At 66.5% G+C, this 18,066-nt stretch carries 15 protein-coding genes and 1 pseudogene; 9 read left to right on the forward strand and 7 right to left on the reverse strand.

What is annotated here, in order from left to right; translation table 11 throughout:
- The 5 genes and pseudogenes from CFE50_RS08270 to xylB all read left to right on the forward strand — a co-directional run.
- Window positions 1-188: pseudogene (locus CFE50_RS08270) on the forward strand (sugar ABC transporter permease); the annotation flags it as partial.
- Between the two features lie 10 nt (window positions 189-198).
- Complete coding sequence (locus CFE50_RS08275; protein WP_007159281.1) at window positions 199-1,032, forward strand: carbohydrate ABC transporter permease; 834 nt, start codon at window positions 199-201, stop codon at window positions 1,030-1,032.
- 157 nt (window positions 1,033-1,189) lie between these two features.
- A complete protein-coding gene (locus CFE50_RS08280) occupies window positions 1,190-2,287 on the forward strand; it encodes an ABC transporter ATP-binding protein (RefSeq protein WP_007159282.1) in 1,098 nt (365 codons plus the stop codon).
- Window positions 2,288-2,352: 65 nt separating this feature from the next.
- Entirely contained in the window at window positions 2,353-3,828 is a 1,476-nt protein-coding gene (locus CFE50_RS08285; RefSeq protein ID WP_286732637.1) for a mannitol dehydrogenase family protein, read from the forward strand.
- A 72-nt stretch (window positions 3,829-3,900) separates the two neighbouring features.
- Window positions 3,901-5,397: a xylulokinase gene (gene xylB, locus CFE50_RS08290; RefSeq protein WP_286732639.1), complete on the forward strand. Its 1,497-nt coding sequence runs from the start codon at window positions 3,901-3,903 to the stop codon at window positions 5,395-5,397.
- A gap of 157 nt (window positions 5,398-5,554) precedes the next feature.
- Here xylB and ybaK read toward each other — a convergent pair whose 3' ends face one another.
- Together ybaK and CFE50_RS08300 are read right to left on the reverse strand one after the other, a co-directional pair.
- Window positions 5,555-6,025: a Cys-tRNA(Pro) deacylase gene (gene ybaK, locus CFE50_RS08295; RefSeq protein ID WP_241808098.1), complete on the reverse strand. Its 471-nt coding sequence runs from the start codon at window positions 6,023-6,025 to the stop codon at window positions 5,555-5,557.
- Window positions 6,022-7,086, reverse strand: a complete 1,065-nt coding sequence (locus CFE50_RS08300; RefSeq protein WP_286732642.1) for a diguanylate cyclase — start codon at window positions 7,084-7,086, stop codon at window positions 6,022-6,024. Before CFE50_RS08300 ends, ybaK begins: the two co-directional genes overlap by 4 nt.
- Before the next feature lie 221 nt (window positions 7,087-7,307).
- Between CFE50_RS08300 and CFE50_RS08305 the strand changes: the two genes are divergently transcribed.
- Together CFE50_RS08305 and CFE50_RS08310 are read left to right on the forward strand one after the other, a co-directional pair.
- A complete protein-coding gene (locus tag CFE50_RS08305; RefSeq protein ID WP_241808096.1) occupies window positions 7,308-7,745 on the forward strand; it encodes an HPF/RaiA family ribosome-associated protein in 438 nt (145 codons plus the stop codon).
- Window positions 7,746-7,826: 81 nt separating this feature from the next.
- Window positions 7,827-8,885, forward strand: a complete 1,059-nt coding sequence (locus CFE50_RS08310) for an oxidoreductase (RefSeq protein ID WP_286732645.1) — start codon at window positions 7,827-7,829, stop codon at window positions 8,883-8,885.
- On the opposite strand, the gene CFE50_RS08315 is transcribed toward CFE50_RS08310, so the two are convergent.
- On the reverse strand, window positions 8,879-9,913 hold the full coding sequence (locus CFE50_RS08315; protein ID WP_286732647.1) for an acyltransferase family protein: 1,035 nt from the start codon (window positions 9,911-9,913) through the stop codon (window positions 8,879-8,881). The genes CFE50_RS08310 and CFE50_RS08315 overlap by 7 nt on opposite strands.
- Window positions 9,914-10,080: 167 nt before the next feature.
- A complete protein-coding gene (gene rlmKL, locus CFE50_RS08320) occupies window positions 10,081-12,252 on the reverse strand; it encodes a bifunctional 23S rRNA (guanine(2069)-N(7))-methyltransferase RlmK/23S rRNA (guanine(2445)-N(2))-methyltransferase RlmL (protein ID WP_278439740.1) in 2,172 nt (723 codons plus the stop codon).
- A 317-nt stretch (window positions 12,253-12,569) separates the two neighbouring features.
- On the opposite strand from rlmKL, the gene rmf reads away from it, so the two are divergent.
- Window positions 12,570-12,785 (forward strand): ribosome modulation factor, encoded by a 216-nt coding sequence (gene rmf, locus CFE50_RS08325; protein ID WP_007159291.1) that lies wholly within the window; start codon window positions 12,570-12,572, stop codon window positions 12,783-12,785.
- Window positions 12,786-12,903: 118 nt separating this feature from the next.
- Here the strand turns inward: rmf and CFE50_RS08330 are convergent, their stop codons facing one another.
- Window positions 12,904-13,923 (reverse strand): quinone-dependent dihydroorotate dehydrogenase, encoded by a 1,020-nt coding sequence (locus tag CFE50_RS08330; protein ID WP_286732649.1) that lies wholly within the window; start codon window positions 13,921-13,923, stop codon window positions 12,904-12,906.
- 185 nt (window positions 13,924-14,108) lie between these two features.
- Between CFE50_RS08330 and CFE50_RS08335 the strand changes: the two genes are divergently transcribed.
- Complete coding sequence (locus CFE50_RS08335) at window positions 14,109-14,984, forward strand: DUF6685 family protein (protein ID WP_286732650.1); 876 nt, start codon at window positions 14,109-14,111, stop codon at window positions 14,982-14,984.
- Between the two features lie 7 nt (window positions 14,985-14,991).
- Here the strand turns inward: CFE50_RS08335 and CFE50_RS08340 are convergent, their stop codons facing one another.
- Complete coding sequence (locus CFE50_RS08340) at window positions 14,992-15,561, reverse strand: biliverdin-producing heme oxygenase (RefSeq protein WP_169854106.1); 570 nt, start codon at window positions 15,559-15,561, stop codon at window positions 14,992-14,994.
- A 27-nt stretch (window positions 15,562-15,588) separates the two neighbouring features.
- Complete coding sequence (locus tag CFE50_RS08345; RefSeq protein ID WP_286732654.1) at window positions 15,589-18,000, reverse strand: PAS domain-containing hybrid sensor histidine kinase/response regulator; 2,412 nt, start codon at window positions 17,998-18,000, stop codon at window positions 15,589-15,591.
- Window positions 18,001-18,066 lie beyond the last annotated feature (66 nt).

Here is an 18,066-nt window from a genome sequence, read left to right on the forward strand (position 1 = left end):
TCTACACCACCACCAGTGGCGGCCCGGGCTTCGCCTCCACCAACCTCGCCTACCTGATCTATAACCAGGCCCTGCTGCAGTTCGACGTCGGCCTGGCCTCCGCCGGCGGCCTGATCGCCGTGCTCATCGCCAACATCGCCGCCATCATCCTGGTGCGGATGCTTGGCAAGAACCTGACCCAACAGTGAGGACCCCGACATGCTGACGCTCAAGCAATCCCGGCGCCTGCAGAGCCTGCTGCTGGGCCTGCTCGCCTGGCTGGTGGCCCTGGTGCTGTTCTTCCCGATCTTCTGGATGGTGCTGACCAGCTTCAAGACCGAGATCGACGCCTTCGCCACGCCGCCGCAATTCTTCTTCATGCCCACGCTGGAGAACTACCTGACCATCCAGGCGCGCAGCGACTACTTCCACTTCGCGCTGAATTCGGTGGTGATCTCCTTTGGCGCAACCCTGCTCAGTCTGTTGCTGGCGCTGCCGGCGGCCTACTCGATGGCCTTCCACGAGACCCGCAACACCCAGCGTCTGCTGCTGTGGATGCTGTCCACCAAGATGCTGCCGGCGGTCGGGGTGCTGGTGCCCATCTACCTGCTGGCCAAGCAGTTCGAACTGCTCGATAGCCGGTTGCTGCTGATCGCCGTCTACACCCTGATCAACCTGCCCATCGTGGTCTGGATGGTCTACACCTACTTCAAGGACATCCCCAAGGACATCCTCGAGGCGGCGCGCCTGGATGGCGCCACCACCTACCAGGAAATCGTCCGGGTGCTCTTGCCGATCAGCAAGGGCGGCATCGCCTCGACCATGCTGCTGTCGCTGATCCTCTGCTGGAACGAGGCCTTCTGGTCGCTGAACCTGACCTCGTCCAACGCCGCCCCGCTGACCGCGCTGATCGCCTCCTACTCCAGTCCCCAGGGACTGTTCTGGGCCAAGCTGTCGGCCGTCTCGACGCTGGCCTGCGCACCCATCCTGATCTTTGGCTGGATCAGCCAGAAACAACTGGTGCGCGGCCTGTCGTTCGGCGCCGTGAAATGAGCCGTCGCTGCGCTACTGCGCTTGCCGATCCGGCGTCGGAAGGTCGCTCGAAATGCTCATTTACCCACGTAAACTGCGCTTCCTCGCGACCTTCCTCCTTGTCTCGCCTTCGCTCGCGACGCGCAGCGACGGCTCAAATAACAAGAGGATTCCTGTCATGGCCAATCTGAAAATTCGCAGCCTGCGCAAGGGCTTCGACTCGCTGGAAATCATCAAGGGCGTCGACCTCGACATCAACGACCGCGAATTCGTGGTCTTCGTCGGCCCGTCCGGGTGCGGCAAATCCACCCTGCTGCGGCTCATCGCCGGTCTGGAAGAGGTCACCAGCGGCACCCTGGAACTGGACGGTCGCGACATCACCGAGGTCTCGCCAGCCAAGCGCGACCTGGCCATGGTGTTCCAGACCTACGCCCTCTATCCGCACATGAGCGTGCGCAAGAATCTGTCCTTCGCCCTGGACCTGGCCAAGATCGACAAGCAGGAGGTGGAGCGCAAGGTCACCGACGCCGCCCGCATCCTCGAGCTGACGCCGCTGCTGGAGCGCAAGCCGCGCCAGCTCTCCGGTGGTCAGCGCCAGCGGGTGGCCATCGGCCGCGCCATCGTGCGCCAGCCGAAGATCTTCCTGTTCGACGAACCCCTGTCCAACCTGGACGCCGCCCTGCGCGTGCAGATGCGCCTGGAGCTGGCGCGCCTGCACCAGGAATTGCAGGCCACCATGATCTACGTGACCCACGACCAGGTGGAAGCCATGACCCTGGCGACCAAGGTGGTGGTGCTCAACGGCGGCCGCGTCGAGCAGGTCGGCTCGCCCCTGGAGCTCTATCACCATCCGGCCAACCTCTTCGTCGCCGGCTTCCTGGGTACGCCGAAGATGGCCTTTCTCAAGGGCAAGGTGGCGGCCACCGACGCCCAGGGCGTGGAAGTGGAACTGGCGGCCGGTCCGCGCCTGCACCTGCCGCGCCGCGGCGACGACCTGGCGGTCGGCAGCCCGGTGACCCTGGGCATTCGTCCGGAACACCTGCGCCTGGCCGCCGACGGCCAGTTGCCGGTGATCAGCGATGTGGCCGAGCGCCTGGGCAGTGACACCTACTGCCACATGGTCACCGAGGCCGAAGAGCCGCTGACCGTGCGCGTCCCCGGCGACTGCGCCGTGGCCTATGGCGAACGCCAGCGCCTGGCCCTGGACGTGGACTTCTGCCACCTGTTCGACGAGCAGGGCCGCGCCGTGGCGCCGCTGCTGCGCAAAGCCGCCTGACCATCCCCCTCCTTCCAGCCCCGGCGCTCTGCGCGCCCGGGGCGCCGCCTTGCAGGATCGCCATCGTGAAACTCAATCGCCAGCACCTCGAACAACTGCCCGACTACATCGCCAAGCCTGGCTACGCCGCCTGCCAGCTGCGCCAGGGCATCGTCCACATCGGCGTCGGCGGCTTCCACCGCGCGCACCAGGCCATCTACACCGAGGCCCTGCTGAACCAGGGGCGCGACCTGGACTGGAGCATCTGCGGCGTCGGCCTGCGCGCCGAAGACCGCGCCATGCGTGATGCCCTGGCCGGCCAGGACTATCTCTACACCCAGGTGGTGCTGGCCGACGAGCCGGACACCGAGGTGCGCGTCGTCGGCGCCATCAGCGGCATGCTGCTGGCCGAGGACGGCACCCAGACGCTGATCGACAAGCTGGCCCATCCCAGCACCCGCATCGTCTCCCTCACCATCACCGAGGGCGGCTACTGCATGGATGACAGCACCGGCGAATTCAACTTCAAGCTGCCGCTGATCCAGCACGACCTCCAGCATCCGGGCGATCCGCGCAGCGTCTTCGGCTTCCTGCTGGCGGCGCTGGCCAAGCGCCGCGCCGAGGGCACCGGGCCCTTCACCGTGATGTCCTGCGACAACCTTCCGCACAATGGCCAGGTCACCCGCAAGGCCCTGCTGGCCTACGCCGCCCTGGTGGACGAAGAGCTGCACGGCTGGATCGCCGAGCACGTCAGCTTTCCCAACGCCATGGTCGATCGCATCACCCCCATGACCAGCACCGCCCATCGCGCGGCGCTGCTGGCCGAACACGGCGTCGAGGATGCCTGGCCGGTGGTCTGCGAGCCCTTCCTGCAGTGGGTGCTGGAAGACAAGTTCGTCGCTGGCCGTCCAGCCTGGGAAGACGTCGGCGTCCAGTTCACCGATGACGTCACCCCCTATGAAGAGATGAAGATCAAGCTGCTCAACGGCAGCCACCTGGCGCTGACCTACCTTGGCTTCCTCAAGGGCTACCGCTTCGTCCACGAGACCATGGCCGATCCGCTGTTCGTGCGCTACATCCGTACCTACATGGACGCGGACGTGACGCCGCAGCTGGCCCCGGTGCCCGGCATCGATCTTGACCAGTACAAGGACACCCTGATCGAGCGCTTCTCCAATCGCGCCATCGCCGACCAGCTGGAGCGGGTCTGCTCGGACGGTTCGTCGAAGTTTCCCAAATTCACCGTGCCGACCATCAACCGGCTGATCGAGGACGGCAAGGACCTGGATCGCGCCGCCCTGGTGGTGGCCGCCTGGGCGGTCTATCTGCGGGGCGTGGACGAGACCGGGGCGACCTATCGCATTCCCGATCCGCGCGCCAACTACTGCGAAGAGCTGGTGCAGGATCAGAAGAATCTCACCGAGCGCCTGCTGGGCGCCGAGGAAATCTTCGGTAAGCACATCCCGAAATCCGCGGCCTTCGTTGCCGCCTTCGAGCGGCAGCTGTACAACTTGCGTACCCATGGGGTCAGCGCCACCTTGCAGACCCTGCTCGGCGACTAGCCTTGGCAAAAAGCTGCCTGGGCAGCGTCGATGATCAATACGAGCCCAAACAACAACAAGGAGCGGCCAGGCATGAAGTTTCTCGGGATAGACTGCGGCACCCAGGGCACCAAGGCGGTGATCCTGGATGTCGAGCGCGGGGTGGTACTGGGTGAAGGCAGTGCGCCTCATCCCCTGACCGAGGGCGCCAATGGCCGCCGCGAGCAGAATCCGGCGGACTGGATCCGCGCGCTGGTAGCGGCCACCCGCGCCGCCCTGGCCCAGGCCGGCAGCGACGGCCAGGACATCCTCGGCATCGGCGTCTCCGGTCAGCAGCACGGCCTGGTGCTGCTCGACGACAGCGGCAAGGTGCTGCGGCCGGCCAAGCTCTGGTGCGACACCGAATCCACCCCGGAAAACCAGCGTCTGCTGGAGCATCTGGGCGGCGTCGAGGACTCCATCGAGCGCCTGGGCCTGGCCATCGCGCCGGGCTACACCGTCTCCAAGCTGCTCTGGACCAAGGAACAGCACCCGGAGGTGTTCGGCCAGATCGCCCAGGTGCTGCTGCCTCACGACTACCTGAATTTCTGGCTGACCGGACGCGCCGTGGCCGAATACGGCGACGCCTCGGGTACCGGCTATTTCAACGTACGCTCTCGCCAGTACGACCTGGAGCTGCTGCGCCACATCGATCCCAGTGGACGCCTGGAGCGCGCCCTGCCGGAGTTGATCGAAGCCGACCAGCCGGTCGGACGGCTGCGGCCGGAGGTCGCCAGCCAACTGGGCATCAATCCCCAGGCGCTGGTCTCCAGCGGCGGCGGCGACAACATGATGGGCGCCCTGGGCACCGGCAACAGCCGCGCTGGCCAGATCACCTTGAGCCTGGGCACCTCGGGCACCCTCTATGGGTATTCCGACGAACCTCGCATCAGCGAGCACCCCGCGGTTGCGGGCTTCTGCTCGTCCAATGGCGGCTGGCTGCCGCTGATCTGCACCATGAACCTGACCAACGCCAGCGGCCAGATCCGCGAGTTGCTCGGCCTGGACCTGGCCGAATTCACCCGTCTGGTGGCGGAGTCGCCCATCGGCGCCGAGGGGGTGCTGATGCTGCCCTTCCTCAATGGCGAACGGGTCCCGGCGCTGCCGACCGCTACCGCCAGCCTGCATGGCCTCACCGCCACCAACCTGACCCGCGCCAACCTGTGCCGGGCAGTGGTCGAGGGGGTGAGCTTTGCCCTGAGATACGGCTTCGATCTGCTGCGTGACCTGGGCATGCCCGGCGATACCTTGAGACTGATCGGCGGCGGCGCCAAGAGCCCGGTGTGGCGGCAATTGATCGCCGATCTGATGAACACCCCGGTGGTCTGCCCGGTCCATGGCGAAGGCGCGGCCCTGGGCGGCGCCCTGCAGGCCGCCTGGTGCTGGAGTCGCGAACAGGGCCGCCCGGAGTCGCTCGACAGCCTCACCGAGCGCTGCGTGCACCTGGACCCGGCCAGCCGCGCCGAACCGGATCCCGCGCGGGTCGCCGAGTACGAGGCGGCCTACCAGCGCTATCGGCAGCAATTGCGCGAGAGCTACGGGATCGCCTAGCGGATAGAGGGGGTGGAAAACGCCAGGCGGTTTTCCACCCTGCTGAAATTCGGCAACCAACCCGTCGTAGGGTGGACAAGGGCGCAGCCTTGTCCACCAGCCTGATCGCGCGTGGAAAACGCTACGCGGTTTTCCACCCTACCCGGTAGACAGGCGCTCAGCCCTTGCCGATCGGTACGAAGGGCGCGTCCAGCAGGCGCGCCAGATCCGTCGGCGCCAGGGCCACTTCCAGCCCCCGGCGCCCGGCACTGACATGGATGCTTGGCAAGGCCGCCGCGGAGGCGTCGATGAAGGTACGCAGCCGCTTCTTCTGCCCCAGCGGGCTGATGCCGCCCACCAGGTAGCCGGTGCTGCGCTGGGCCTGGTCGGGCTTGGCCATCTCCAGTTTCTTCACCCCGGCCGCCTGGGCCAGGGCCTTGAGATCCAGGGTGCCGGCGACGGGCACGATGGCTACCAGCAACTCCTGCTTCTCGCTTGCCGCCAGCAGGGTCTTGAACACCGTCTCCGGTGCCAGACCGAGTTTCTCGGCGGCTTCCAGGCCATAGGAGGCGGCCTTGGGGTCATGGTGGTAGCTCAGTACCTCGTGGGGCACCTGGCTCTTCTTGAGCAGTTCTATCGCCGGGGTCATGCCAGCACTCCTTGGGGATCGGCCACCTCCGCCCGCCCGCGGCCCTGAGCCTTGGCGCGGTAGAGGGCGAAGTCGGCCGCCTGCAACCAGTGGGCGACGTCATCGTAGGCGCGGTCGAAGCCGGCGATGCCGCAGCTCAGGCCGACGCGCACGTTCTGGCGGTCGCCGGGGCCGCCTGCCTGCATGTCGTGCAGACGCTCCTGCAGCCGCCGGATCAGATCCAGGGCCCGCTCGGGCGAGGTGTCGGGCAAGAGGATACCGAATTCATCGCCGCCAAAACGACCGGCGAGATCGCTGGTGCGGATGGTCCGCGCCAGCAGACCGGAAAACTGGCGCAGCATCTCGTCGCCGGCCTGATGGCCGAAGCGGTCGTTGATGAGCTTGAAGTTGTCCAGATCGATCATCACCAGGCTGGCCGCGGCGCCGCTGCGTTTGCAGCGGGCGAATTCCCGCTGCAGCAACTGATCCCAGTGGGTTCTGTTGTGCAGCCCGGTCATGCCGTCCTGCTTGCTGATCAGCTCCAGCTCCTGCTTGCGCCGCGACAGCTGCTGCGCCAGGCGAAAGCTCACCAGGCCCAGGGCCCAGGGATAGGCGATGATCATCGGCAGGCAGGCATAGATCTGTGCGGTGGAGGTCTGGATGGCGATCGGATGGCGCAGCACCACGAGGCCGACCAGGATGCCCGCCAGTTGCGCGACCAGCCCGCGGCGCCAGAAGGCCAGGCCACCGGCGCCGAGCATGTTGAGACCGGTCATGGCGAGCAGCGTCACGCTGGGCAGCAGATTGAAGCCCATGCTCGCCGCCCAGAAGCTGGCCGAGCCACAGTCCAGCAGCAGGTTGCCCAGCTCGGCGCGATAGGGGTCTCGAGCGCGGACGGCGCGCCAGTAGGCCAGCGGCGACCAGAGCAGCGCATTGGCCAACAGCAGGATCCACAGTCCAATGGATACCGGCTGGGTGAGCTGCACCGAAACGATGCAACTCAGGCTGAGCAGCAGACCAATCGCACGGGGTAGCCAGAGCCGCCGGGCAAAATTGCGGCCACGGGTGAGCACATCTGGCATTGACGATCCCCACTGCGACGGACGATGGAAGGTCGCGCATTATCAGTGGACAAGGCAAAACGCCAGCGACCGCGACCTGAGCGTCGTTTTCCGATACTTGCGACGCCTCTGAACACTGCCAGAAGGAAACATCGGGTGACACGCACACCGGACGAACAGCCTTGAACCTCGGCCTGACCGGCCTCATCCAATGGTCAGGCCCGTCAAAAAGAGGAAGCCGCATGCAAGTCCAAGTCAACAGTGACCACAACATCGAAGGCAGTGCCGGTTTACAGAATTGGGTGGCATCCGTGGTGGAAGACCGCCTGGATCGCTTCGACGAACTCCTGACCCGCGTCGAGGTGCACCTCAACGACGAGAACGCCGGCAAATCGGGCGCCCAAGACAAGCGCTGCCAGATGGAGGCCCGTATCAAGGGCCATCAGCCGCTTTCGGTGACGCACAAGGCCGAATCCCTGGAACAGGCGGTGGATGGCGCAGCCGACAAGCTGCATCGGGCCATCAGCAACCTCTCCGGCAAGCTGGAAAAGAAGCGGCTGTCGGGCGGAGAACTCAACGATCCCCTGGCCCTGGAAGATTCCGCAGAATTCCAGGATTCGCTGCGGCAGGACGAATTCCTCGAACGGGAGCAACTGGCTCACGATCACCAGTTGAAGTGATGCGCCGTTAGACGCTAGCGTTCAACCGAGGCCGCTCCCTGAGCGGCCTCGCTGTTTTCCACCCCGGCACAAGGAAGCCCCATGCCCTCCCCCTTTCGCGTCGCCCTGATCGGTTACGGCTTCGTCGGTCAGACCTTTCATGGCCCCCTGCTAGGCTCCATCCCTGGGCTCTCTCTGGAACTGGTGGCCTCACGGGATGCCCCGCGTGTTCAGGCCGATCTGCCCGGGATACGCGTCACCGCGGATTACCTCGCAGCCGTGCGGGATCCGGCCATCGACCTGGTGGTGATCGCCTCACCCAACCAGACCCATGCGCCCCTCGCCAGCGCCGCCCTGGCCGCCGGCAAGCACGTGGTGGTCGACAAGCCCTTTACCGTGACCCTGGCCGAAGCCCGGCAACTCGCTGCGGAAGCCGAACAGGCCGACCGGTTGCTGTCGGTGTTCCAGAACCGCCGCTGGGACAGCGATTTCCTCGGCTTGCAGGCAGTCCTGGCCAGCGGCGCCTTGGGTGAGTTGACCAGTCTGGAATCGCGCATCGAGCGCTTTCGTCCCGAGGTGCGGACGCGCTGGCGCGAAGCCGCGCTACCCGGCAGTGGCCTCTGGTTCGATCTCGGTCCCCATCTGCTGGATCAGGCGCTCTGCCTGTTCGGCCTGCCCGAGCGCCTGCAGGCGCAGCTGGTGCGGCAACGACCCGGCGCGCTCACCGACGACTGGTTCCAGGTGCAGCTGGACTACGGCACCCGCCAGGTGACCCTGAGAGCCGGGATGCTGGCCGCCGGTGGCGTGCCACGCTTTCTCGCCCAGGGCACCGCGGGCAGCTGGATCAAACAGGGTGCGGATCGCCAGGAGGACGCGCTCAAGGCCGGCGTGCGCCCCGGTGGTCCCGACTGGGGCCAGGATCCGGATTCGGGCTGGCTGATCGACGCCAGCGGCAGGCGCCAGGCGCTGCCGACGCCGGCGGGCGATCACCGTCGCTACTACCTCTCCCTGGTCGAGGCCCTGGCCGGGCGCGCCGCCAATCCCGTCACCCCGGCCCAGGCCTGCGCTCTGATGGCCCTGCTGGATGCGGCGCAGCGTTCCTCGGCGGAAGGTCGCGCGCTGCTGCCCGAACTCAGCGCGGCGGAACGCACGGCCTACTGACCGACCACCCACTGCGGGCGCCGCCCGACCAGGCGCTCGCCCAGCTGGCGCAGGGTGCGCGACAGGCGGCGCTCGATCCACTCGTAGCTGGCCCAGGCCAGCAGCAGGATCACCGGCAGGCAGACCGCCAGGGTCTGGTAGGGGCTGAAGCCCCACTGCTGGTGCAGCCAGTAGTCGCCCAGCCAGAGCACGATGACGTGCACCAGATAGACCGAATAGGACCAGTCGCCCAGTGCCTTGCACAGCCGCGAGCCGGCGAACCAGGGTTCGAGGATCACGCAGGCGCCGACCAGTACCGCACTGGGCACGCCCCAGGTCAGCAGGCGCCAGGGATGATCGGCGGGAAAGGCCACCAGGCAGGTCAGCGCCGCCAGGGCCGCGACCAGGGCCAGGGGTTTGGGACCGCGCAGGGCGCCACGGCGATAGAGCGCTGCCAGGCTCACCCCCAGCAGGAATTCGAAGATGATCGGATTGCGATAGAAGCTGCTGACAAAGGACTCGCGGGCCAGCACCAGGCTGACCAGGATCACCAGCAGGCTGACCACCCCAATGCGCCAGCGCTCGGCCACGCCGAAGGACAGGGCGAACAGCAGGTAGAACAGCATCTCGAAGTTGAGCGTCCAGCCCACCGGCAAGATCGGATAGTGGCCGAAGCCCGCCGGATTCTCGCTGGGAATGAAGAACAGCGAGAGCAGCAGTTCGCGCGCGGCGACGCCGTAGATGGGCATCACGTCGCTGGCCAGATAGAGGATCAGCGCCGTCACCGCGGTGTACAGCCAGTAGGCAGGGACGATGCGGGCGATGCGGTGCCAGAGGAAGGTACTGCGCCTGAGCGGTCGGCCTGCGGTGGACAGGTGGATCACGAAGCCGCTGAGCACGAAGAAGATGTCGACCCCGACCTGTCCCCGGGTGGAGAGCAGATGGCCGCCGAGGCTGTCGGCGTGGAAATCGAAGAACACCTGCATGAAGTGATGGAAGACCACCAGCCAGGCGGCCAGGGCCCTGAGAGCCTGCAGTGAAACCAGCATCGTAGAACCTTTCCCTCCTCATCCCGCCAGGCACGACCCAGCGCTGCGCCGTCATTGTGGACGGCATGGGCTGCTGGGGCGTTCGTGGGAAAAGGCTGGATTGCACCGGTTCACAGGCTGAACGGCTCGATGCCCGACCCGTTCAGCGGCAGTTCAGGCGGCTGGGCTCATTGCAGGCTGAACCGCCAGGCGCGGTGGATCTTGGGATTGCGCGCGAAATCCGGATCCAGGGTGCTGGCGCTGATCTCTTCGACGCGATAGCGCTCGGCGAGACTCGCATCCAGTTCGAACTTGCGGAAGTTGTTGGAGAAATACAGCACCCCGTTGCGACTCAGGTGGGCCATGGCCGAGTCGAGCAGGGCAACGTGATCGCGCTGGACGTCGAACACCCCTTCCAGGCGCTTGGAGTTGGAAAAGGTCGGCGGGTCGACGAAGATCAGATCGTATTCGCCGCGATCGTTTTCCAGCCAGTGCAGGACATCGCCCTGTTCCAGGCGGTGCCGCTCGGAAAAGCCGTTGAGCGCCAGGTTGCGCCGGGCCCAGTCCAGGTAGGTCCGCGAGAGGTCGACGCTGGTGGTGCTGCGCGCCCCGCCCACTGCCGCCTGCACCGTGGCGGCGCCGGTGTAGCAGAACAGATTGAGGAAACGCTTGCCCTGAGCTTCCTGACGCAGCCGCAGACGCAGCGGACGGTGATCCAGGAACAGCCCGGTATCCAGATAGTCTGTGAGGTTGACCAGCAGCTTGGCGCCCGCTTCTTCCACCTGCAGGAATTCACCCTGGGCGGCCTGGCGTTCGTACTGCTTGGTGCCGCTCTGCCGTTCGCGGCGCTTGACCACTACCAGCGACGGATCGATGTTCAACGCCTGGGGAATGGCCGCCAGGGCGTCGAGCAGGCGCGCCTGGGCCTTGTCCGGGTCGATGGAGCGCGGCGGTGCGTATTCCTGCACGTGCACGCGATCGCCATAGAGATCCACCGCCACCGCGTATTCGGGCATGTCGGCGTCATACAGGCGATAGCACTGCACGCCCTGGCTGCGGGCCCACTTGCCGAGCTGCTTGAGATTCTTCTGCAGCCGATTGGCGAACATCTGCCCGCCTTCGCTGAGCTTGGCCGGCTCCGCCGCCTGGGCATTGGCCGGGCGCTCGCCACTGCGACTGCCGGTGACGAACTGGCGGGTCTCCACCTCGAACATCAGCAGCTTGCAGGGCAAGGCGCCGTTCCAGAAGGCGTATTGCTTGTGACTGCGGATGCCCATGCGCTTGCCCAGTTCGGGCGCTCCGGTAAAGACCCCCGCGCGCCAGCCCAGGCAGGCCTGACGCAGGCGCTCGCCAAGATTCTGATAGAGGTACAGCAGGCTGGCTTCGTCACCCAGGCGCTCGCCATAGGGCGGGTTGCAGATCACCAGGCCGGTCTGGCCCTTGTCCGGACGCGGCTCGAAGCTGGCGACCTCGCCCTGGTAGACCTTGATCCACTCGGACAGACCGGCCCGCTCGATGTTGTTGCGCGCCGGCTGGATCAGCCGCGGATCGGCTTCGTAGCCGCGGATCCAGGCGGGCGTCCTGGCCAGGCCAGCGGCGGCTCGCGCCTCGGCCTCCTGGTGCAGTTGCTGCCAGAGGGCGGGCACATGGCCCAGCCAGCCGGAAAAGCCCCAGCGCTCGCGGCGCAGGTTGGGGGCGATGTCCGCCGCCATCAAGCCGGCTTCGACCAGGAAGGTGCCCACCCCGCACATGGGGTCGGCCAGGGCGCCACCGGCCGCGGCCAGGGCCGGCCAGCCGGCACGGATCAGCACCGCGGCCGCCAGGTTTTCTTTGAGCGGCGCCGCGCCCTGCTGCAGGCGATAGCCGCGCTGGTGCAGGCTCTGGCCGGAGAGATCCAGCGAGAGGATGGCCTGGCCGCGCTCCAGGTGCAGGTGGACGCGCAGGTCCGGGGCGATCTTGTCCACCGTGGGGCGCTGCCCGGTGCGCTCGCGCAGGCGGTCGACGATGGCGTCCTTGACCTTGAGGGCGCCGAAATGGGTGTTGTCGATGCCCGCGCCCTGGCCGCTGAAGCCCACCGCCAGGGTGCCGGTGGGCGCCAGGTGTTCTTCCCATTCCACCCCGTGCACGCCCAGGTACAGCCCCTGGGGGTCTTCCACCGGGAAGCGCGCCAGCACCAGCAGCACCCGGTTGGCCAGGCGCGACCAGAGGCACAGGCGGTAGGCATCCGCGAGACTGGCTTCGCCGCGCACCGCCGCGGTCTGGCTGCGGGCTTCCTGCAAGCCGAGGCCCTGGGCCTCTTCCAGCAGCAGGGTCTCGAGTCCCTTTGGACAGGTGAGGATGAGTTGTTGCATCGCGGACATCGTTGAATCCATAGGTTAGCGCAAGGAACTTTCTGCCTTTGGTCGGATTGACCGATGAGGACAGCCCCTTGCGTGAAAGTTTGACTGCGTCTCAACAAGCCGCAGTGACGGCATTCCAGCGGCGGTTTATCGCCATTTCATTTCGATTTGATTACGGCTTATAGCTAAAAGGTCGTTCCCAGCTGGAGCGCCATTGGTTAGTAATTGACCACCCGCAGCGCGAAGGTGCGGGGCGGATGTCAGGACGCCGGCTCTGGCATCCAGGCCTGCAACGGGCCATGGACAATCTGCAAGTCAACCTACGAGGGCACTACCCTATGAGAAGACTCAAGCGTGATCCAATGGAACGAGCTTTCCAGCGTGGTTATCAGCACGGCATTGTGGGCAAATCGCGGGACCTCTGCCCCTTCACCCAGGACGCCGTCCGGCAGGCCTGGCTCAATGGCTGGCGTGAGGGCCGTAGCGACCAATGGGACGGCTACGTAGGCACCGCCGGTCTTCAACGCATGAATCAACTTCAAGCCGTAGGCTAATTCGATTTCACTAGCGGAAGCCCAGGGCTTCCACAGCGTTCTGGTTGTTTTCCAGTCAGATCCTCTCCCAGGATCAGGGACCCGGTCCCACGGGGGCTCCCAGCGAGCCCCCTCCCCCTCAGGGGCGCGCTGCCGCGATGGCATCCACGGCTTCGCGGATCAAGGCCGGTCCGCGATAGATGAAGCCGCTGTAGAGCTGCACCAGACTGGCGCCCGCCGCGATCTTTTCCGCCGCATCCTCCCCCGACAGGATCCCGCCCGCCGCGATGATCGGCAGTCGGCCGCCCAGCTCGCCGGCCAGTACCCGCACCACATGGGTGCTCTTCTCGCGCACCGGGGCGCCCGACAGGCCGCCGGCCTCGGCGGCATAGGGCAGATTCTCCACCCCTTCGCGACCCAGGGTGGTGTTGGTGGCGATGATGGCGTCCATCCCGGCATCGCGGATCGCCTGGGCGGTCAGCACGATCTCTTCATCGGTCAGGTCCGGGGCGATCTTGATGGCGATGGGCACGCGGTGGCCGTGCTGGACCGCCAGGTCTTCCTGGCGCTGGCGCAGGGCTTCCAGCAGGCTCTTGAGCGCATCGCCGAATTGCAGGCTGCGCAGGCCGGGCGTATTGGGCGAGCTGACGTTCACCGTGATGTAGCTGGCATGGGCATAGACCCGGTCCAGGCCGATCAGGTAGTCGTCCACCGCCCGTTCCACCGGAGTGCTGGCATTCTTGCCGATGTTGATCCCCAGTACGCCCTGGAAGCGCGCGGCCTTGACCCGTTCGATCAGCGCATCCACGCCCGCATTGTTGAAACCCATGCGGTTGATGATGGCGTCGGCCTGCTCCAGGCGGAACAGCCGCGGCTTGGGATTGCCCGGCTGCGGCCGTGGCGTCACGGTACCGATCTCGATGAAGCCGAAACCCAGACCGGCGAAGCCGTCGATGGCGGCGCCGTTCTTGTCGAGTCCGGCGGCCAGGCCCACGGGATTGGGAAACTCCAGGCCCATGACCTGGACCGGTAGCCGACTCGGCCGCCGGCCGAGCCCGGTCAGGCCCAGACGACCCGCGGCACCGATCAGGTCCAGCGCCAGATCGTGCGATCCTTCGGGAGACATTTTGAAGAGCAGAGGACGGAGCGCGTCGTACATGGCGGACTCACAGGCGATTCGGAAAGCGCGCATTATACAGGCTTGCCACCGGCCATACGTCGCTCGCTCCGGAGGCGAACGGTCACTCGCACAAAAGATCCTACCTTTCGGGAATCATTTGACAATAGCGCGGTCTTTGCCACGCTAGACTCGGTCGTGCAGTTCCTATCCGCCCCGGAGACCTCATGAGCAACAGTGCCAACCTCCTGGGCAGCCCCTGGTCTGCGCTGGCCTTGCATCTGCATCCTTCCCTGGCCAGCCGCCGGATCCAGCGTTGCCTGGAACGCCTGGCCGACGCCTTCGTCCCCTTGCCCGCGCCTACCGACAGCCTTTGGTGGGATGAAGGCCATCCGCTGCACCTGCTGCTCGGCCTGCCCCGCGCCGCCCTGTCCGGACCGACCCAGGAGATCAAGGGCCACGCCCATGCCCTGCTCAGTCAGCTGGTGGTCGCCGATACGCTGCAGGCCGCCGCCCTCGACCTGCGTGCCATCGATGGCCTCTGCCAGCGCCTCGGCGAAAGCACGCTCGATACGGCGGTACAGCTGGAGGAACTGGCCGCCCTGCCCGCGGCGCGCGAGCAGGTGCGGATCATCGGCTATCGGGATTTCCAGGCGGCGCTCTATCGCACCTTGCCGAATCTGTCTGCAGAACAGCCCCTGCGTCTGCGCCAGGCCAGCTGGCGGGGTACCCGACTGTTCCTGGAAAACGATACGGCCACCACCCTCGCCTTCGCCAGCATCATCGCCTACGCCCGCATCCGCGGGATCGCCGTAGAGGTGCCGGCGCAGATCCAGTGCCTGCGCCTGGATCCGGCGGCCATCGACCGCCTGCAGGAGGCTTTCGCAGTCTATGCCCTGCCCAATGCGGTCTGGAACCACCCCGACTTCATCCAGGTGCTGCTGGGCCTGAAGCTCGACTATGCGCGCCTGCCACTGCCCGCCCCGGGCCAGGATCTGGAGTGGTTGCTGCTGCCCAGCGAGGTGGCGAGCACCCGGGTCCTCAGCGAGATTCTCGAACGCCTGGGCGCTGCCGAGGTGATCGGCTACCTGCAGGCGCTCTAGAAACCGCTCAGGGGGCGGCTACCGCCGGCGCATGTCGCTGCCCCGCCGCCAGAAAGACCTCGAAGGCCAGCCGCTGGCCGGCCAGCATCGCCGGATGCAGGCGCGCATCGCTGCCCGCCTCATCCAGACGCTGCAGAAAGCCTGGCCAGGCGCCCTTGGGCGGCACGTGACCCAGATAGGCCCGGGCGTCGCGCACCGCCTCGTCGGGACTCTCGCCGGCATGGCGATCCAGCATTCGCGACCCCAGCCGAGACCCTTCGAGGACATAGGCCACCCCCCAGCACTCGCCTTCGTCGAGCAGGCGCTCGAGGACGACGGGTTCGGGCTGCTCGGCGGCCAGGCGCTGCAGATCCTCCGCCAGCACCCCGGTGCGGCGACGCTCCGCCCAGTCGGGCAGCAGGCGCTGGATGCCGGAGCGCTCCAGCAGGTCTTCCAGACCGATCAGAGCCTGGGCATGGGCCTGCAGAAAGGCGGTGTAATGCAGCCGGGTCTGCAGCGCATAGCGGCCAAAGGTCGCATCGACCTGCTCGTGCAGGGCACCGCCCTCGGCGCGCAACATTTCACGGATGGAGGACACGCAAATACCTCAAGTTGGCGCCGGCCTTCATAGCGGCGAAGGCTGGGGCTTCTCGCCGCGCAGGGCGGCCTGCAGCCGGGCTGCCAGGTCGGCCTCGCGAAAGGGCTTGGGAACGATGAAGGATTGTTCGGGATCGAGTTCGCCCAGTTCGGCATAGCCGGTGATGAAGACCACCGGCAACTGCGGCAGCCGCTTGCGCACCTGGCGGGCCAGTTCGGCACCGTTCATGCCGGGCATGGCGAAATCGGCCAGCAGCAGATCGATCTGGGGATCGCGCTCAAGTGCACTCAGGGCGGCGAAGCCATTGCTGGCCTCCACCACCTGATAGCCGAGATCGGCCAGCAGCGCGGCGGTCACGTTGCGTACCGCGTGGTCGTCGTCGACCAGCAGGATGCGGCGCTCGGCGGCCTGCTCGTCGCGCCCCAGGGCCGGTAGCCCGATCGGATCCTGGGCATCCTCCGCCTCGGTACGCGGCAGATAGACCAGCACCGTGGTGCCACTGCCCATCTGCGTCTCGATGCGGACCCCGCCACCGGACTGCTTGGCGAAGCCGAACACCTGGGCCAGGCCCAGACCGGAGCCCTTGCCCACCTCCTTGGTGGTGAAGAAGGGTTCGAAGGCCTTGGCCAGCACCTCTTCGCTCATCCCGGTACCGGAATCCTGCACCGCCAGCAGCACGTATTCGCCCGGTTCGGGTTCCTCGGGACGCTGCGGCGGCTCGCTGATGGTCTGGTTGGAGGTGCTCAGGCGCAGGGTGCCGCCGACCGCCATGGCATCCCGGGCATTGATCGCCAGGTTGAGGATGATGAGTTCGATCTGGGTCGGATCGACCAGGGCGTGCCAGCAATCGGCGCGCAGGTGGGTCTCGATCCAGACACTGCCGCCCATGGTACTGCGCAGCAGCTCGAGCATGCCCTCGACGGTTTCATTGAGCTTGACCGGCTTGGGCGCCAGTCGCTGGCGACGGGAAAAAGCCAGCAGCTGGGCGGTGAGCTTGGCGCCCCGCTCGCCCGCTTCGCGGATGTTCTGCACCCGCCCCTGGGTCTTGTCGCTGGCCGCCAGGCGCGTCAGGTCGCGCTCGAGGAAGCTGGCGCTGCTGAGCACCACGGTGAGCAGGTTGTTGAAGTCATGGGCCACGCCCGCCGTGAGCTGACCCACGGCTTCCAGTCGCTGCATCTGCTGCAGGGTCGCCTCGACCCGCTCGCGCTCGTCGATCTGCTCGCGCAGCTGGCGGTTCGCCGCCGCCAGCTCTTCCATCGCCAGGACTTCCGAGGAGATGTCGCGCCCGGAGCAATAGGTCATGCCGGCATCCGGTACCGCCGTCCAGGAAATCCAGCGATAGCTGCCGTCACGATGGCGGATGCGGTTGACGAAACGCTGGCTGGTCGCGCCGGTGGCCAGCTGCTTGAGTTCGTTGTCGGTGATGAAGCGCTCGTCGGGATGCACCAGCGCCAGCAGCGAGGAGTCGAGCAACTCCACCCGCGACCAGCCCAGATTTTCTTCCCAGGCCGGATTGAGCGCCACCAGGGTGCCGTCGGGCTTGCACACCAGCAGCAGATCGCGGGTGAGGTCCCAGGTCCGATCGCGCTCCCGGGTCCGCTCTTCGACGCGCTCGCCGAGACTGACGTTGAGCCGCTCGAGCTTTTCCGCGGCATCGCGCTGCTGGGTGATGTCGAGCATCACACCCAGAAAGCGGGTGCAGACGCCAGCGTCGAAGAAGGGCTGGCCGCGGGTCTCGACCCAGCGCTGGACGCCGTTGTCGAGGCGGATGCGGTATTCGCTGCGGTAGTCGTCGTCGCGCTCAGCGGCGCTCGCCTGGCGTACCGTATGCAGAAAGCGCTCGAGGCCATCGCTGCCGCACAGTCGCTCGAACACGTCAAGATCGACCACGGCATCGGCCGGCAGGCCGAACATGGCTTTGCAGCGCTCGTCCCAGATCAGGGTGCGACTGGTCGGCAGATATTCCCAGGTGCCCAGCCGGGAGGCGTCCATGGCCAGCCGCGACCTGACCTCCAGGCTGTGCAGGGCTTCTTCGGCGCGGCGCCGCTCGCGGCGCTCGTGCACCACCAGCAATGCCCGCTCGACGGCCTTGGCCAGGAGCTCCATGCTCTGCTTGAGCACATAGTCGTTGGCACCCAGGCGCATCATCTCCACGGCGTGCACCTCACCAAAGATGCCCGAGACGAAGATGAAGGGCGTTTCCGGTGCCAGCGCCCGCGCCACGCGCAGCGCCTCGGCGCCGGAGAAGCCCGGCAGGATGATGTCGGAAAGGATGATGTCGTAGGTCTGCTGGCTCAGGGCCAGGGTGAGACCGGTACGCTCGTAGACGATCTTGGATTGCAGCTCGAAGCCGTGCCTTTCCAGCTCGATCAGGATCAGCTCGGCGTCGAGCTTGCTGTCCTCTACCAGGAGGATCTTGATCTGTTTCGAGAGGGGCATAAACGGACGTCGGCCTTGGATCTGTTCGCTCAGGGGAGCCGGGTCGCGCATATCTGCCGGTCGCGG

It is taken from the genome of Pseudomonas sp. PGPPP4, assembly GCF_002256045.1.
GTDB lineage: Bacteria > Pseudomonadota > Gammaproteobacteria > Pseudomonadales > Pseudomonadaceae > Chryseomonas > Chryseomonas oryzihabitans.

Bases quoted from the DNA above. Each gene is read 5' to 3' on its own strand.
- CFE50_RS08345 (WP_286732654.1), bottom strand. From the start codon at position 18,000: ATGCCCCTCTCGAAACAGATCAAGATCCTCCTGGTAGAGGACAGCAAG.
- CFE50_RS08305 (WP_241808096.1), top strand. From the start codon at position 7,308: ATGCAAGTCCAAGTCAACAGTGACCACAACATCGAAGGCAGTGCCGGT.
- CFE50_RS08330 (WP_286732649.1), bottom strand. From the start codon at position 13,923: ATGTACGACGCGCTCCGTCCTCTGCTCTTCAAAATGTCTCCCGAAGGA.
- rlmKL (WP_278439740.1), bottom strand. From the start codon at position 12,252: ATGTCCGCGATGCAACAACTCATCCTCACCTGTCCAAAGGGACTCGAG.
- CFE50_RS08315 (WP_286732647.1), bottom strand. From the start codon at position 9,913: ATGCTGGTTTCACTGCAGGCTCTCAGGGCCCTGGCCGCCTGGCTGGTG.
- xylB (WP_286732639.1), top strand. From the start codon at position 3,901: ATGAAGTTTCTCGGGATAGACTGCGGCACCCAGGGCACCAAGGCGGTG.
- CFE50_RS08280 (WP_007159282.1), top strand. From the start codon at position 1,190: ATGGCCAATCTGAAAATTCGCAGCCTGCGCAAGGGCTTCGACTCGCTG.
- CFE50_RS08310 (WP_286732645.1), top strand. From the start codon at position 7,827: ATGCCCTCCCCCTTTCGCGTCGCCCTGATCGGTTACGGCTTCGTCGGT.
- rmf (WP_007159291.1), top strand. From the start codon at position 12,570: ATGAGAAGACTCAAGCGTGATCCAATGGAACGAGCTTTCCAGCGTGGT.
- CFE50_RS08275 (WP_007159281.1), top strand. From the start codon at position 199: ATGCTGACGCTCAAGCAATCCCGGCGCCTGCAGAGCCTGCTGCTGGGC.
- ybaK (WP_241808098.1), bottom strand. From the start codon at position 6,025: ATGACCCCGGCGATAGAACTGCTCAAGAAGAGCCAGGTGCCCCACGAG.
- CFE50_RS08335 (WP_286732650.1), top strand. From the start codon at position 14,109: ATGAGCAACAGTGCCAACCTCCTGGGCAGCCCCTGGTCTGCGCTGGCC.
- CFE50_RS08300 (WP_286732642.1), bottom strand. From the start codon at position 7,086: ATGCCAGATGTGCTCACCCGTGGCCGCAATTTTGCCCGGCGGCTCTGG.